Origin of the sequence: Methylobacterium nigriterrae, assembly GCF_037106235.1 — a bacterium.
In the GTDB taxonomy this organism is placed as follows: Bacteria; Pseudomonadota; Alphaproteobacteria; order Rhizobiales; family Beijerinckiaceae; genus Methylobacterium; species Methylobacterium nigriterrae.
In genome coordinates, this window is sequence record NZ_JBAWTG010000116.1 from 1 (window position 1) to 14070 (window position 14070).

The window sequence follows — 14070 nt, forward strand, 5'->3', positions numbered from 1 at the left end:
GACGCCCTGATGGCACGAGGAGCGTCCGTGCAATGGGTCTGATCGTGATCGCCGAGACAGCGGCTGGCAACGGATTGCTGCGCAGACCAAGGCCCGCTTTCCATCCTGAGCCGCCACACAAGGCGGCGACCACGTTCCAATAGGGCTTACTCTGCCAGACCTTGGCAGGAGCGCGGCGCTGCTCGCTGGATGGGCGTTATGGAGCGTCTTGCGAACCGCTGCCCCGAGATGCCGGGTTGAGTCTGTGCTGGCGCGCCTTCTCCTCCCCTGGGTGTGGGGCTGGTCGGGAATAATCGGGGGGTGTCAGCGATCCAGATAGTCGGGGGCAGCTGCCGATCATCGCGGAGCCCGCCGATGCCCGATCTCAGTGAGCTGGATGCTTACCTTGCCGAAGGCGCCCGCCTGATCCGCAGAGCAGAGGAATGCACGAGCCGGCTGCACCAAGACGGCGCGTGCGAGGGGCACCGGCTGATGGCAGAAGCAACGCACGTGGCGATGCAGCGCGTCTACCGTCCCATCGAGGCTCGCCGCGGCCCCTCCGCCGCAGATCTTATGCCTGTGCCTGTTACCCCTCCGCCGCAGGAGACACGGCGTTGGTGGCCAGTTGTGCGGCGTGATGTGCTCAGGTGCATTCCGCTTTGCATCGCATTCGTCATGGTGACGGCAGCAAATTCTGCTGACCTGCAGCAGCCTCCCGGCCGGGAGGGGGAAGCGGCTCGGATTGAGGCCATGGTCAACAAGGCTGCGGCCCTGGTAGAGGCGCGAGGAAAGGCAGCCTTCTCCGAATTCAGAAAACGCGACAGTGAATGGCGGTTCGACGATGTTTACCTATTTGTTTTGGATCTGAACGGACGCATCCTACTCAATGTTGAGTTCCCGCAGCGGGAGGGGACGAACCAGCTCAAGGAGAAGGATGCTGATGGTAAGTTGTTTCACGAAGATTTCATAGAGGTTGTTCGAGCTGATGGGTCGGGCTGGGTTGATTACATGTTCCCCAAGCCTGGACAGAGGTACCCTTCCGAGAAATGGAGCTACGTCAGGGCGACGACGATAGATGGAATGCCAGGGCTGATCGGTGCGGGCTTCTACACCGACTGAACCTGACTTCGCGGAGTGGGCGTTATGGAGCCATTCGGCCCGCGGAAGAGCGCTTCTTGCGTGTGTCCGTACTGGAAGGCCCAGACCTCGCTCCCTCAGGGCACTGCTGCCCGCCTGCATCAGGGTGACTGTTCGAGGGCGGACAGGAGGTCAAAGGAGTCCGAGGCTGCGCCGCCGTATGTGAGCGAGTCCATCGTCACGAACACGAGGGTCAGCGCAACGATGACGGCCAAGAGAACCTCGGTCAGGCGACCCGCATGCGCACGCAGGTCATAGATCGTCGCGCAGCCGAGGGTGAAAACGGCCGCCTCGATGAATGCAACTGGTGTCTGCATCGTATCCCCGCTCGGACCGTCCGAGGGACACTTCCATTCCAGTCGCGGCCCTTCTTCCCCCATTTGCAGTAGGGCCGCGAGCGGGCGATCCGGCATCACCTGAAGCGTAGCGCGTGGCCCAGGGCCAGGGCAGGAGTCACCGACCGCAAACCCGCTCCGGGCTCGCCTGCAACCGCGAGCACCCCAAGCCCAACGGAAACAGGCCCGCCTCGCGACGGGCCTGTCCCGCCAAGTCGTAGGTGGAGTGCCCTGGCCGCGGAGCCGAAATCGCTGCTTGGGCACCCGCCACCTCGGCGAGGTTGAAGATGTATCGGCCCACGGCGCCAGCCTCACATTGATCTCGATCAACACCCGACCATCACCGGGCGGGCCTGCGGGCCGTTAGCGAGCGGTTCCATGGGCCTGTTCTGCAGGGCCGTGGCATTCGCCGATTGGGCGTTATGGAGCATGCAAATGGTGGGTGAGCAGGCGAGCCGGCCTCTTGCATCGGCCCGACAGGTAACATGATCGTACGACCACAAGCGTAGCAGCAATCATACAATGTTTTTTAATTTCAGCGCGACTGCTCAGGTGTAGCGTTGTTTTGAGCTGGCTTCTTCGACTGCATGTTTCTGCTTTGCGCTCTAAGCAGGTCCACAGGGCTACTTCCCTGGTCGGCCAGTGTCGGTCCTATTTTTCAAGGAGGACGGCTATGCTGATCAGACGTTTTCCATTGTCACCGAGCCACGTCGGGCACGCCGCCGCGCTCACCGCCTTCCTGCTCACGGCGCCCGCACACGCCCACTCCGAGCATCAGCATCAAGTGCTCGGCACGGTCCACTTCCCGGTGACGTGCTCGCCCGAGGCGCAGGCCGCCTTCGACGAGGCGATGAAGCTGCAGCACTCCTTCTGGCACACGGCGGCCTTCGACCAGTTCGGCACCGTCCTCAAGCATGATCCAAGCTGCGTGATGGCCTATTGGGGCCAAGCCTTTAGCCTGCTCGACAACCCCTTCAGCCCCCCGCCACCGAAGAACCTGAAGCAGGGTCTAGCCCTGCTGGAAAAAGCTCAGGCGCAGGGTGCTCAGAGCCAGCGCGAGGCCGACTACATCGAGGCGCTCCTCACCTTCTATCGTGACCATGAGACGAAGGACCACCGCACCCGCGTGCTGGCCTACGAGCAGGCCATGGAGAAAGTGGCCGCGCGATACCCCGATGATCCGGAGGCTCGGATCTACTACGCCCTGGCCTTGGATGTAGCCCATGCCCCAACGGACAAGACCTACGCGAAGCCTCTGAAGGCCGCAGACATCCTCGAAGCCGAGTGGCAGCGCCAGCCTGAGCACCCGGGCGTCGCCCATTACCTCATCCACACCTACGACCTGCCGCCGCTGGCATCGAAAGGTCTGAGCGCCGCCCGTCGCTACTCGGCCATTGCGCCAGATGCGCCACACGCTCTGCACATGCCCTCCCACATCTTCACGCGGGTCGGTGACTGGGAGGGCTCTGTTGCCTCGAATGCCAGATCGGCGGAGGCAGCGCGCAAGGACGGGGCGGTCGGCGACGAACTGCACGCCCTCGACTACATGGTCTACGCCTACCTGCAGATGGGCCAGACCGATGCCGCTAAGCACGTCGTCGAGGATGCGAAGCGCTTCACGGACGATGATGTCGCCAAGACAGCCCTAGGGCGAGCCGCCTATTTCGCCCTCGCGGCCATGCCCGCCCGGCTCGTGATGGAGCGAGCAGCCTGGGATGAGGCCGACACCCTCACGCCCCGCAAGTCCGGATTGCCATTCACCGAAGCGCTGACCCATTTCGCCCGGGCCGTGGCCTTCGCGCGGTCGGGCAAGCCGGAGCAGGCTGGGCCGGAGATCGAAGCGTTGGGGGCCAAGGTCGAAGCACTCAGGGGCAAGGATCCTTACTGGATGGAGCAGGTCGACATTCAGCGCCAAGCCGCCGAGGGCTGGGTCGCCTTCGCATCCGGCCAGCAGGAGGAGGGCATTCAGACGCTCCAGACAGCGGCCGACCGTGAAGGCGCCACCGAGAAGCACGTCATTACCCCTGGGCCGCTCGCGCCTGTTCGCGAGCAACTGGGCGAGATGCTGTTGGCGGCCGGCCGTCCTGCCGAGGCGCTGATCGCGTTCCAGGCGGTCCAGGTGAGCGAGCCCAATCGCTTCCGCGCCATCTACGGCACGGCCCGCGCCGCGGAGCAGGTGGGCGACCGCGATCTGGCGAGGCAGAACTATGCCAAGCTGCTGGCCTTAGCGCTCAAGGCAGATGAGGGCCGCCCGGAGCTTGTGACGGCGAGAGCCTTTGCGGCTGCGAATTAAGCACGCGGCTATCTCTCGGTATATCAGCGTTCCAATAGGGCTTGCCCCAATGGAACGTTCCAAACGGCGCAAAATGCTATGGCAGGAAAACGACGGGAAACCATGCACGCCGTTTGCGTCCTGCCCGGTGCCCATGGCCCCTTGAGCATCCGCGTCAGGAAACCCTGCCAGGAAATCAAACGCCCGGAAAACGCTCGCAACCGGGCATCCCACACACGCGCCGTGAAGAGCTGCTTGGGGTCAGTGTGTGGTGATCGCCTCAGCCGCGCAGAACGTCCGCTTGCCCACAGCTTGAGCTCCGAAGCAGACCGGCAGCTTGCGGCCAAGATCAGCCATTCGGCATTGCGCCCATTCTCGCCATCCAGCCAGTCCAAACGGCATCTCCGGAGCGGACATTGCAGTCGCGATGGTGATCGGTCCGAGGGCGCCAGTACCGGATGCGGGCCGGGCAATCTCACCCCTGCGATGCGCGAGAGCGATGACCTCCGCCTGGGCGCAGCGCGGCCGCGAGTTCTCGCATGAACCGGGCACGGATGAACTGATCATAGTTGAGGGCGAGAGAGCCCCTTGCAGCCGCGGCCAACTCGCCTTTTACGCCGGAGCGAAACGTAAGCCTGTTCAGTGTGCCGGTCCCGGCAGATCGCCAGCGCCGGAAAATGCGCCCGAGCGCCTCGTCGTAGGCGTGCGTGCGTCCATATCGCTGGGCGAGAGCTAGCAGGGCGGGGCTGAACTCTTCGAATTCCGTGCGGGATACCTGTTCGTCGTGATTGCGGTCCATCGCCGCGAAGACGCTTGCGACGTAGCGGTTGATCTCGGCGGCGCTGGTACGCCCATTGCCTTCGCGATCGACCCTCTTGAAGATCGTCCGCAACGCATGATCGAGCTCCTGGGACGGAACAGAGGCGCCGGCCGGCACCGGAGCTAAGAGTACGGCGATCGCGGCGATCACGGCGAAGGTCAGCATCCAATTCAATCTGGCCATCGTCGTCTCCTCCGGTGAACGAATTGAAATTGTGATTTCTCGACCCGAGACTGAGCTGACCGGTATTTTGGACCGGCCCAATTGACAAGCTACGGTATGGCGATGGCCATAGGTAGCCAGAAGGCCAGATCCGGCCAAGTCACGATCTGCCGCTGTACGCGTTCTACGCTAAGCTCGTTAAGACGCAGCAGGTCCTCAACCGGAAGCATCTCGGCTGGCGCGCGCTCGCCGCCACCGCCGGCATCTCGGCGCGCCACCTCATGCGCGGACAGACCAATTTCCTGCGGATGCTGTGGAAGTTCAACAGCGTGTTCGACCCGCGCCTGCAGCTTGCCGATCACGCCCGCGAGGTGCGCTACGCGATGCGGCCGCCCCCGGCCCAGGCGGTCGCCAAGATCGACCCGCGCGCGCTCTACATCCACCCGCCGCAGGGACGGAGGGGCCGGGCCTCGCTCGACGACGCCAGCGAGCGCTTCGTCGAGGAGACCCGCATGGGTGTTGCGGCATCCAAGGTCGTGCCCTGACCCACGGCTCGGCGCCACCTCACTGCCTTAACTGGCTGCGCATAGGCTCGGGGTTAGCAGGCCCGTTCCTCACTAGCCCCGCCGCTCGGCATCCCAGTGACCGCCGCAGCGCCACGTGCCGGAACTGGCCCAAGCGCCGGCTCCGTAGTTGCCCCGGAGCCCCCCGACCACGTCCGCGCGGTCGAGGCCGCGCACGATGCTGCCCCGGACCGCGCCGCTCGGCTGGACGCGGCCTGAGATCGTGAAGTCGCCGCCGCCGGCGTAATAAATCTGCCCGCCCCGAAGGATGACGCCGAACCGGTAGGCGCGGTCGCAATTGCCCTGCTCGGCAACCACCGCCACGCTCCAGGCGCCGTCGAACTGGCCCACGCCGCGGCCTGCGCGCCGCCTCGGCTGGCAGGCTCCACGCGAGCAGGAGGGCCATCAGCACCGCCGGCCGGCCATGCCGGCGCCGCGAGCGACGGCCTGACGCGCCAGTCATCGCTCGCTGAGACCCATAGCGTCCTCGTCGGGCAGCAAATTACCCAATCCGCGAAAGCCACGCCAAGTAATCGTACGTTGCATTCCCGCAATACAGACAAATGACGTACCTGTTCGTACGGAATCAACCCTTGATAACCTTCGCCCTGCGTGAAAGCGTGGCCGTATCCCAACTGATTCTGGAGGCATGGTCGTGGTGCGAACCTGGCGAGCACTGGCGACGGCGCTGCTGTGCGCAGCCGGGCTGCAGGCCACGCCGGATGCACAGGCGGCCGAATATGCGCAAGGCATCTACATTCTCGGCACCCGCGGCCCGCTCGCCGGCGTGACGCCGCCGCCAGGCTTCTACTTCGAAAGCGAGACCTGGTACTATTCGGGAAACCTCGGCGGGAACCGCGTCTTCCAGGGCGGCGGCGTCGTGGCCGCCAACGTCAAGAACGACACGAGCGCGGAATTCGCCACGCCGGTCTGGGTCACGCCGGCCGAGATCCTGGGCGGCAATCTCGGCTTCTCCATCACCATCCCGTTCGGCACGCCCAACATCAGCGCCGGGGCCGTCCTCGCCTCACCGCGCATCGACCGCATCATCGGCGGGCGCGAGCGCGACGCCAACTTCAACGTCGGCGACATCTATCTCGCCTCGTTCGTGGGCTGGCACTCCGGCAACCTCCACTGGAGCGGCACGCTGCTCGGCGTGGTGCCGTCCGGCAGCTTCGAGAACGGCCAGCTGTCCAACATCTCGCTCAACCGTCCGGCGATCGATCTCAGCGGCGCGCTCACCTACCTCGATCCCGTCCTCGGCTACGAACTCTCGGTGGTGCCGGGCATCACCTTCAACTGGATCAACCCGGCGACCCAGTATCTCACGGGCACCGAGTTCCACCTGGAATGGTCGGCCTCGAAGTATCTGAGCAAGGAATTGTCGCTGGGCCTGGTCGGGTACTATTACAACCAGCTCACCGGCGACAGCGGCTCGGGCGACCGGATCGGGCCGTTCAAAGGCCGGGTCACGTCGCTCGGCGGCCAGGTCGGCTACACCTTCAAGCTGGGCGAGATCCCGGTGTCGACGAATGTCCGGTTCTTCCGCGAGTTCGACGTCCGGAACCGGTTCACCGGCACATCGACGTACCTGACGATCTCGGCCCCGCTCTGGGTCGCGCCGCCGAGGGCTGCGCCCGAACCGAAGGCCATCGTGGCGAAGAACTGAGCCTGAGCGGTCGATCAACTGCGCCGGGCCGGCAGACAGCCCGCCCGCTCCGCCGCGAAACGCCGGCCGAGAACAGCGCGGACCTCCCCGAGGCCGGCGCCGCTCACGAGCACTCCCGTGCGAAGAAGTGGCCGCGTTTGTACGCTTCCAATCAGACGAAATACTTCTCTATAGTTGCAGACATGCTACAGCAAAATTTCCATATCCTTTCATTTTTCTGCCTATTCTGTCTCTATATCCTGAGAGGAGGATTGTCATCCCATGATCAAGACTCTCTTGCTCGCGAGCGTTGCTTCGCTCGCCCTCGTCGGAGCCGCCGCGGCCGCCGATCTGCCTCCCCCGGCTCCGCCGCCGATCCCGATCTTCACCTGGACGGGCTTCTATGTCGGCGTGAACGCAGGCGGCGCCTTCTCGGTCCAAAACAATCGCAACGTCGCTGCCGCGGCCTTCGCGCCCGTGGGCACTTTCGCGGCGGCCGGGCCTGCCTTCGCGGCGACCTCCGGGACCTTCCTTGTCCCAGCCGGCTTCGGCTCGCGCAACAACAACACCAGCGCCTTCGCGGGCGGTGGTCAGATTGGCTACAATTTTCAGTCGGGCGCCTTCGTCTGGGGCTTTGAGACCGACATCCAGGGCCTCACCAGCAACAACAACCGGCGCGGGCTGGTGGGCGTTGCGGCCGCTCCCTTCTTCACGCGAGCGACCGGCCCGGGGCTGCCGCCGGGCGCAATCCTCCTTCCCCGCGGCGTGCTGGGGAACCTCGACTGGTACGGAACGTTCCGCGGCCGGCTCGGCTATGCCATCAACCGCTCGCTCCTCTATGTCACCGGCGGCCTTGCCTACGGCCAGGGTAGCCTCAGCAGCAATTTCTGTAGCAACGGTCTCCTCAACTGCGACAGCGGCAACATCCGGACCGGCTACGCGGTCGGCGGCGGCTTCGAATACGCGGTCACGAACAACTGGACGGCCCGCGTTGAGGGCATGTACATGAACCTCAGCAACAACCGGCGCAACAACACCGGCGTCGGGCTCGGCGTGGTGGCCTACGACGCGCCGACGAATTCGGTGCTGCTGCTCGGCAACGGCAACCGCAACAACAACGGGTTCGGCGTGGTCCGGGCGGCCTTCAACTACAAATTCGGAACCTACTGACCTCGCCCGGAGCGGCGAGCGCGCAGCCGCGGGGTGCCTGCCAATCGGGCCGGCATCCGCGGCTCGCGATGGATACCACTGCTGCCGACCGCTGTTATCCCGTCAGGTCACCCTTGATCCGTTGAGGAGACCGGACATGACGATCCTGAAATGGTCCGCCCTGCTTCTCGCCGTCCCCGTTCTCGCGAGCGGTGCTCATGGCAGCTTCGCCCAGGACCTTTGGCCGCGCGAGGTGGTTAGACCGCCCGTGCCGAGCAGCGGGCACAGCGGCGCCCCCGCCACCAGTTCCGGCAATCCGCTCGGTGCCGAGAGCAACCCGGATATGGGCGTAGCACCGCTTGTCAATCCGGAGACGACGGGTTCGACCGGGCACGATGTGGAGACCGCGCCACGGTCATATTCCCGACCATACCGGCGTTGAGCCGCTGACCGCGCCTGAACCAGGAATGCTGCCCGGACTGCCGCGGCCTCAGCGCGGTATGACGCGAACGACCCGGTGGGAATCGAGGTCGATGATCACCGCGCGGTCGTCGGGGGAGATGTAGTAGCCGTAGTACCCGGTCGGGTTCAGCCCCGTGACCGAGACGTTCTGGAACGAGCCCATCTGCACCCAGCCTGGGATCAGGGATCCGCGCCCGACGCGCACGCCGCTCGGTTCCTGATAGCGGGGCCCGGCCTCGAACAGGGTATCGACCGAGCCGCTGTTGTTTCCGGACATGAGCAGGCCCTGGTCGGCCAGGTGCGGGTTGATCCGCAGCACCAGGGGCTGGGCCAGCGCCGCGGAGCCGGCGAGCACGCTCGCCGCTGCGAGGCCGATGCAGCTGAACGGATGCGTCTTGCGCAGAACATGAGACGTCATCGCTGCCTCCTATATGACCGCTCGACAGGCTCAAGCTGGCCTGTGCACAAGCATTATCTCCCAATTTGTTGGCTCTGCTTGATCTGACGGGACGATCTTCCCGCGATCAGCGGGCCCAGCAAAGCGATGGATCTGCCCGGGAATGGGCCAATGCGGCACGATGCGGCCGCGGAGACGCTCCCGCCGCGGACCTGTCGTGCAAGTGTCGCCACGGCCTAGGTTTTTCTCGTGCGCGCGGGCGGGCCGCACGGCCACGGCGCCAGGAACATCCCGCAGCTTCCCAGGGTTGAAACCGTACTCCTGGACCTGCCCGCCTGCGTCATCCCGATGTTCCGCAGCTCCAGCAGCGGACGATGGGGAAATGCATGGGCTCACCATGGCAGGTCCGGAGGAAGCTGTGCGCCATCGGCCTGGCGCTGATCCCGGTCCTCTGCAGCCTCCACGCGGCTCCCGCCACGGCTGCCCCCCATGAGAGCGCTAGAGCCTGCATTGATCCCGCGGCGTCCGCCCGGGCCGTTGTCAGCATCTTCTGGCGCTATGACGAGCCCCGCCGCGACGGGTGGCAGGAGATCATTGGGGAGCGGGCCACCGCCTGGTTCTACACCTCGCCCCGGCTTCTTGTGACTGCCGCCCACTTCGCGAACGAGCTGCCCACAGACGGATGGCAGGAGGCCGAGCTGCGCCAGGCTGTTCACGCGGGAGAGGCAGAGGTCACGGCGCGGGTCCGGTTTCGCGTTGCCGTCAGGGGCAGGCTGCCAGGACCATCCAGAGACCGAGCCGGGCTGGCCGCCGGCCTGGCGGAGGACGTGGCGATCATCGAGCTGCAGGAGCCCTTCCTGCACGCGACTGTGCTCGACATCCAGCCGAAGCCGCTCGCGGCGGATGCGACGGTCCTAGTTCTCGGCTATCCAGGCGGACGGATGGAGGCCGCGCAGGGCATCGTCCGCGGGAGAGGCGAGCTCGCCGACCGGTATGCCGGTCTGGCCCTCTTCGAAGTTCAGGGTGCCAACCGCCTGCTTCTCGACGGCGGCGCCTCTGGGGCGCCTGTGCTCGATTGCGGCCAGGGGCGGGTCGTGGCGGTGCTCAACGGGCTCCTTACTGGCCCGTCCCTGCCGTTCCTGCCGCCGGACAGGGTCATCCCGACGCCCTGGGGCAGCCCGACCAACACCGCCGTCCCGGCCTCTACCCTGGCTGCTATGCGCAACTGTATCCCCTGAGGGCGAAACGCCCGCACGGCATAAACACTCCCCCGCGACCCGGTTCGCCTCCCCTCTGTCGGACGAGGTAACCCTGACTTCGCGTCGCTGCAGCGCCTTTCCAATCCCGAGAACACAGGCCTGTGCCCCTCTAGCTTGGGAAGACAAGCAGCGCGCCACCTCGTCATCAACCTTAGCTGTTCGACGTGAATCGAGAGCGGTGCCGCACATTTGTCACATATATCTAGCGCGAGCCACGCTTATTCTGTAGGTCTTAAAGCGCAGCAACAGTAAGCGTTCAGCAATTTAAACCTTCGGAGCACACCAGTCCGCGACAGCGTATGGACTGGAGTGTACTCGGCTGACTCGACGCGGATCGCGCCGAAGCTTCTACAGGGGGTAATGCCCGTCCGGTTTGCCGGCGCCGCCGGCAGCGGTGCCGGGAGCCGCGCGGCAGGAAACCTGAAGGAGTGCCACCATGAGAACGAGCAGCCCTGCTTGGTTCGGCTTGGCCGCGTTGTGCGCCGCTTCGGCGGCGCCAGGTTCGGCCCTTGCCCAATCGCAGCCGCAGCAGAAGCCCAACATCCTCTTTATCATGGGCGATGACATCGGCTTCATGCAGCCGAGCATCTACCATCGCGGCCTGATGGTCGGGGAGACGCCGAACATCGACCGGATCGGACAGGAGGGCGCGATCTTCATGGACTATGTCGCCATGCAGAGCTGCACCTCCGGCCGCAACGCCTTCTTCACCGGCATGTACCCGCTGCGCACGGGCATGATTCCTCCGCAACTGCCGGGCAGCCCCTCCTACCTGCGCCCCGGCACCCCGGCGCTCGCCAAGTTCCTGCGCGATCTCGGCTACAACACCGGCGAGTTCGGCAAGAACCACCTGGGCGACCACACCGAGTCGCTGCCGACGGCGCACGGCTTCCAAGAATACTGGGGCTATCTCTATCACCTCGACGCCATGCAGCAGGTGAGCTTCCCCGACATCAACAAGACCGCGTCGGACCAGGGGATCGCGCCGCCCTGCCAGAACACGCCGATCCCGGGCCTGGCCGAGGTGCCCGGTGCCGTCGATCGCAGGACGACGCGCTGCCTGACGCCCCCGCGCCCGATCCTGTCCTGCCGCTCGTCCGACGGGACGGCCAAGAACCAGACCTGCACGGATGAAGGACCGCTGACGCTCGAGCGTTCGAAGACGGTGGACGAAGAAATCTCGGCCAAGGTTGTCGACTTCCTCGACCGCAACGATCCGAAGAAGACCAACAAGCCGTTCTTCGTCTGGTACAACCCGGCGCGCATGCATGTCGTGACCGTCCTGCCGCCGAAGTACGAGGCCATGCTCGGCGAGCGTGGCGGCAAGGATTGGGGTGTCAACGAAGCCGGCATGAAGCAGCTCGACGACAACATCGGCCTTGTCCTCAAGAAGCTCGACGACATGGGGCAGGCCAATAACACCGTCGTGGTCTTCACGACCGACAACGGCGCCGAGGCGATCAGCTTCCCGGACGGCGGCGTCACGCCCTTCAAGGGCCAGAAAGGCGAGGCCTGGGAAGGCGGCTATCGGGCGCCGATGGTGATCCGCTGGCCCGGCGTCATCCGGCCCGGAACCGTGAAGAACCAGCTCTTCGCCGCGCTCGACTGGGTGCCGACGTTCGTCGACATCGCCGGCGGCCCCAAGGGCGAGGGGCTGAAGCAGCAAATCGAGGCCGGGCAGTATCCCGACATCGTCAAGACGACCCTCGACGGCGTCGACCAGCGCGACTACCTGGAAGGCAAGTCGGACAAGTCCGCGCGCGACGCCTTCTTCTACTTCTCGGGCGCGACGCCGTCGGCGGTGCGCTACAAGAACTGGAAGATGTACTACACGATGTCCCAGCCCGGGCCGACAGGCTGGGTTCTGCCGCTTGTGCCGTTCCACTTCACGCTCGTGCAGAACATCAAGCGCGACCCCTTCGAGCAGTCGGTCGGCATCGATCAGAAGAGCGCGATGAGCCTGGGCGGGGCGCTCGGCGCTCCGGCGACCGCCTTTCAGTACGACTGGAACATCCTGCCCCTCGGCCAGCAGCTGTGGCTGGAACATCTGCTGACCTACGAGAAGTTCCCGCCGCTGCAGCCGGCCGAGAGCTACAACCTCTCGCAGGTTTTGGAGCAGGTGAAGCAGAGCCACAACAGCCACGCGAGCGATTAGGCTGAGGCCTGCGGCTTCGAGCGAGCGTCCCGGTTTCGGGATGCTCGCGCTCTCACTGGGGTGCCGCTGGCAGCACTATTCAGCAGGACGGGGAGCGACGATGACCAGGATCCGCATGATCGGGCTTGGCCTCCTGGCATCGCTCGCTGGCCTGATCGTCGCGCCGGCGGCGGCGCAGACTCGGCCGAAGCCGAACATCCTTGTCATCATGGGCGATGACATCGGCTACTGGAACATCAGCGCCTACAATCGCGGCATGATGGGCTACCGCACGCCCAACATCGACCGCATCGCCGATGAGGGCGCGATCTTCACCGACTATTATGGCCAGCAATCCTGCACCGCCGGGCGCTCGGCCTTCATCACTGGTCAGAGCCCGCTGCGAACTGGGCTCCTGAAGGTCGGCCTACCGGGCGCCAAGGAAGGCCTGTCGGAGAAGGACCCGACCGTCGCCGAACTGCTCAAGCCGCAGGGCTACGTCACGGCCCAGTTCGGCAAGAACCACCTCGGCGACCGCAACGAGTTCCTGCCGACGGTGCATGGCTTCGACGTGTTCTTCGGCAACCTCTACCACCTGAATGCCGAGGACGAGCCCGAGCATCCGGATTATCCGAAGAGCCCCGCCTTCCGGGCACAGTTCGGTCCGCGCGGCGTCCTGAAATGCGTGGCGACGACGACCGACACGCCCGGGGCTGATCCGCGCTTCGGCCCCTGGGGCAAGCAGAGATGCGAGGACACCGGGCCGCTCACCAAGAAGCGCATGGAGACCATCGACGCGGAATTCGTGGCGGCCACGAACGATTTCATCGACCGGGCGAACCGGGACGAGAAGCCCTTCTTCATCTGGTTCAACTCCACCCGCATGCACATCTGGACCCGGCTCGGGCCCGAGGCGCAGGGCAAGACCGGGCTCGGCATTTATCCGGACGGCATGGTCGAGCACGATGGGCAGGTCGGCCAGCTTCTCAGGAAGCTCGACGATCTCGGCATCGCCGACAACACCATCGTGATCTACACCACCGACAACGGCGCCGAGACCTTCTCCTGGCCTGACGGCGGGGCTACCCCGTTCCGCGGCGAGAAGAACACCAACTGGGAAGGCGGCTATCGCGTGCCCGCGATGGTGCGCTGGCCCGGTCTGGTGCCGGCGCGCGTCGAGATCAACGACCTCGTCTCCGCCGAGGACTGGCTGACCACGCTGATCGCGGCGGCCGGCGAGCCGGAGATCAAGGCCAAGCTCCTGCAGGGCTATGAGGCTGCCGGCAAGACCTTCAAGGTTCACCTCGACGGCTACGACCAGCGCGATCTGCTCGGCCGCACGGGCCCAAACAAGCGGCGTGAGTTCTTCTACTGGACTGATGACGGCAACCTGGCCGGTCTGCGCTTCGAACAGTGGAAGGCTGTGTTCCTGGAGCAGAAGGCGCACGGGCTCTCGGTCTGGATGCAGCCGATGGCATCGCTACGCCTGCCCCTCCTGTTCAACCTGCGCTCCGACCCCTTCGAGCGCGCCGAGCACGAGTCGGGCGACTACGTGCGCTGGTTCATCGAGCACGCCTTCGTGCTGGTCCCGGCCCAGGCGCTGGTCGCGCAGCATCTGAAAAGCTTCCAGCAATTCCCGCCACGGCAGCGCCCGGGCAGCTTCTCGATCGAGCAGGCGATGGAGAAGCTCAGGCTGCCGCCCTCCAGCAATTAGCCCTGGCGTCGTTCGGAGGAGAGCGCATGGGACCGAATG

13 protein-coding genes are annotated in these 14070 nt (G+C 65.3%); 9 read left to right on the forward strand and 4 right to left on the reverse strand.

From position 1 onward, the window contains the following. Positions 1-354: 354 nt before the first annotated feature. Entirely contained in the window at positions 355-1098 is a 744-nt protein-coding gene (locus tag WDW90_RS29415) for a cache domain-containing protein (protein WP_336491043.1), read from the forward strand. A gap of 119 nt (positions 1099-1217) precedes the next feature. On the opposite strand, the gene WDW90_RS29420 is transcribed toward WDW90_RS29415, so the two are convergent. After that, entirely contained in the window at positions 1218-1433 is a 216-nt protein-coding gene (locus WDW90_RS29420; RefSeq protein WP_336491044.1) for a hypothetical protein, read from the reverse strand. A 691-nt stretch (positions 1434-2124) separates the two neighbouring features. On the opposite strand from WDW90_RS29420, the gene WDW90_RS29425 reads away from it, so the two are divergent. Further along, positions 2125-3744 carry a hypothetical protein gene (locus tag WDW90_RS29425; RefSeq protein ID WP_336491045.1) on the forward strand — a complete coding sequence of 540 codons (1620 nt, stop codon included), beginning with the start codon at positions 2125-2127 and terminating at the stop codon, positions 3742-3744. Positions 3745-4198: 454 nt separating this feature from the next. Here the strand turns inward: WDW90_RS29425 and WDW90_RS29430 are convergent, their stop codons facing one another. Beyond that, a complete protein-coding gene (locus tag WDW90_RS29430) occupies positions 4199-4726 on the reverse strand; it encodes an EF-hand domain-containing protein (protein ID WP_336491046.1) in 528 nt (175 codons plus the stop codon). Between the two features lie 260 nt (positions 4727-4986). On the opposite strand from WDW90_RS29430, the gene WDW90_RS29435 reads away from it, so the two are divergent. Next, positions 4987-5250, forward strand: a complete 264-nt coding sequence (locus WDW90_RS29435; RefSeq protein WP_336491047.1) for a hypothetical protein — start codon at positions 4987-4989, stop codon at positions 5248-5250. Positions 5251-5322: 72 nt separating this feature from the next. On the opposite strand, the gene WDW90_RS29440 is transcribed toward WDW90_RS29435, so the two are convergent. Continuing rightward, positions 5323-5619, reverse strand: a complete 297-nt coding sequence (locus tag WDW90_RS29440; protein WP_336491048.1) for a hypothetical protein — start codon at positions 5617-5619, stop codon at positions 5323-5325. Between the two features lie 298 nt (positions 5620-5917). Here WDW90_RS29440 and WDW90_RS29445 point away from each other — a divergent pair, with 298 nt between their 5' ends. The 3 genes from WDW90_RS29445 (at position 5918) to WDW90_RS29455 (ending at position 8507) form a co-directional block, all read left to right on the forward strand. Next, entirely contained in the window at positions 5918-6937 is a 1020-nt protein-coding gene (locus WDW90_RS29445) for a SphA family protein (RefSeq protein WP_431311146.1), read from the forward strand. 261 nt (positions 6938-7198) lie between these two features. After that, entirely contained in the window at positions 7199-8086 is an 888-nt protein-coding gene (locus WDW90_RS29450; protein ID WP_336491050.1) for an outer membrane protein, read from the forward strand. 136 nt (positions 8087-8222) lie between these two features. After that, positions 8223-8507 (forward strand): hypothetical protein, encoded by a 285-nt coding sequence (locus tag WDW90_RS29455; protein WP_336491051.1) that lies wholly within the window; start codon positions 8223-8225, stop codon positions 8505-8507. Positions 8508-8555: 48 nt separating this feature from the next. Here the strand turns inward: WDW90_RS29455 and WDW90_RS29460 are convergent, their stop codons facing one another. Then, positions 8556-8945, reverse strand: a complete 390-nt coding sequence (locus WDW90_RS29460; RefSeq protein ID WP_336491052.1) for a hypothetical protein — start codon at positions 8943-8945, stop codon at positions 8556-8558. A gap of 365 nt (positions 8946-9310) precedes the next feature. Here WDW90_RS29460 and WDW90_RS29465 point away from each other — a divergent pair, with 365 nt between their 5' ends. The 3 genes from WDW90_RS29465 (at position 9311) to WDW90_RS29475 (ending at position 14031) form a co-directional block, all read left to right on the forward strand. Further along, positions 9311-10162, forward strand: coding sequence for a S1 family peptidase (locus tag WDW90_RS29465; protein WP_336491053.1), 852 nt, complete (start codon positions 9311-9313; stop codon positions 10160-10162). A gap of 574 nt (positions 10163-10736) precedes the next feature. Next, entirely contained in the window at positions 10737-12338 is a 1602-nt protein-coding gene (locus WDW90_RS29470; RefSeq protein WP_431311147.1) for an arylsulfatase, read from the forward strand. Positions 12339-12438: 100 nt separating this feature from the next. Then, entirely contained in the window at positions 12439-14031 is a 1593-nt protein-coding gene (locus WDW90_RS29475; protein WP_336491055.1) for an arylsulfatase, read from the forward strand. Positions 14032-14070 lie beyond the last annotated feature (39 nt).

Excerpts from the sequence above, each read along its gene's own strand:
- WDW90_RS29455 (WP_336491051.1), top strand. The coding sequence starts at position 8,223 with ATGACGATCCTGAAATGGTCCGCCCTGCTTCTCGCCGTCCCCGTTCTC.
- WDW90_RS29460 (WP_336491052.1), bottom strand. The coding sequence starts at position 8,945 with ATGACGTCTCATGTTCTGCGCAAGACGCATCCGTTCAGCTGCATCGGC.
- WDW90_RS29435 (WP_336491047.1), top strand. The coding sequence starts at position 4,987 with ATGCGCGGACAGACCAATTTCCTGCGGATGCTGTGGAAGTTCAACAGC.
- WDW90_RS29430 (WP_336491046.1), bottom strand. The coding sequence starts at position 4,726 with ATGGCCAGATTGAATTGGATGCTGACCTTCGCCGTGATCGCCGCGATC.
- WDW90_RS29450 (WP_336491050.1), top strand. The coding sequence starts at position 7,199 with ATGATCAAGACTCTCTTGCTCGCGAGCGTTGCTTCGCTCGCCCTCGTC.
- WDW90_RS29425 (WP_336491045.1), top strand. The coding sequence starts at position 2,125 with ATGCTGATCAGACGTTTTCCATTGTCACCGAGCCACGTCGGGCACGCC.
- WDW90_RS29415 (WP_336491043.1), top strand. The coding sequence starts at position 355 with ATGCCCGATCTCAGTGAGCTGGATGCTTACCTTGCCGAAGGCGCCCGC.
- WDW90_RS29420 (WP_336491044.1), bottom strand. The coding sequence starts at position 1,433 with ATGCAGACACCAGTTGCATTCATCGAGGCGGCCGTTTTCACCCTCGGC.
- WDW90_RS29475 (WP_336491055.1), top strand. The coding sequence starts at position 12,439 with ATGACCAGGATCCGCATGATCGGGCTTGGCCTCCTGGCATCGCTCGCT.
- WDW90_RS29465 (WP_336491053.1), top strand. The coding sequence starts at position 9,311 with ATGGGCTCACCATGGCAGGTCCGGAGGAAGCTGTGCGCCATCGGCCTG.
- WDW90_RS29470 (WP_431311147.1), top strand. The coding sequence starts at position 10,737 with ATGGGCGATGACATCGGCTTCATGCAGCCGAGCATCTACCATCGCGGC.
- WDW90_RS29445 (WP_431311146.1), top strand. The coding sequence starts at position 5,918 with ATGGTCGTGGTGCGAACCTGGCGAGCACTGGCGACGGCGCTGCTGTGC.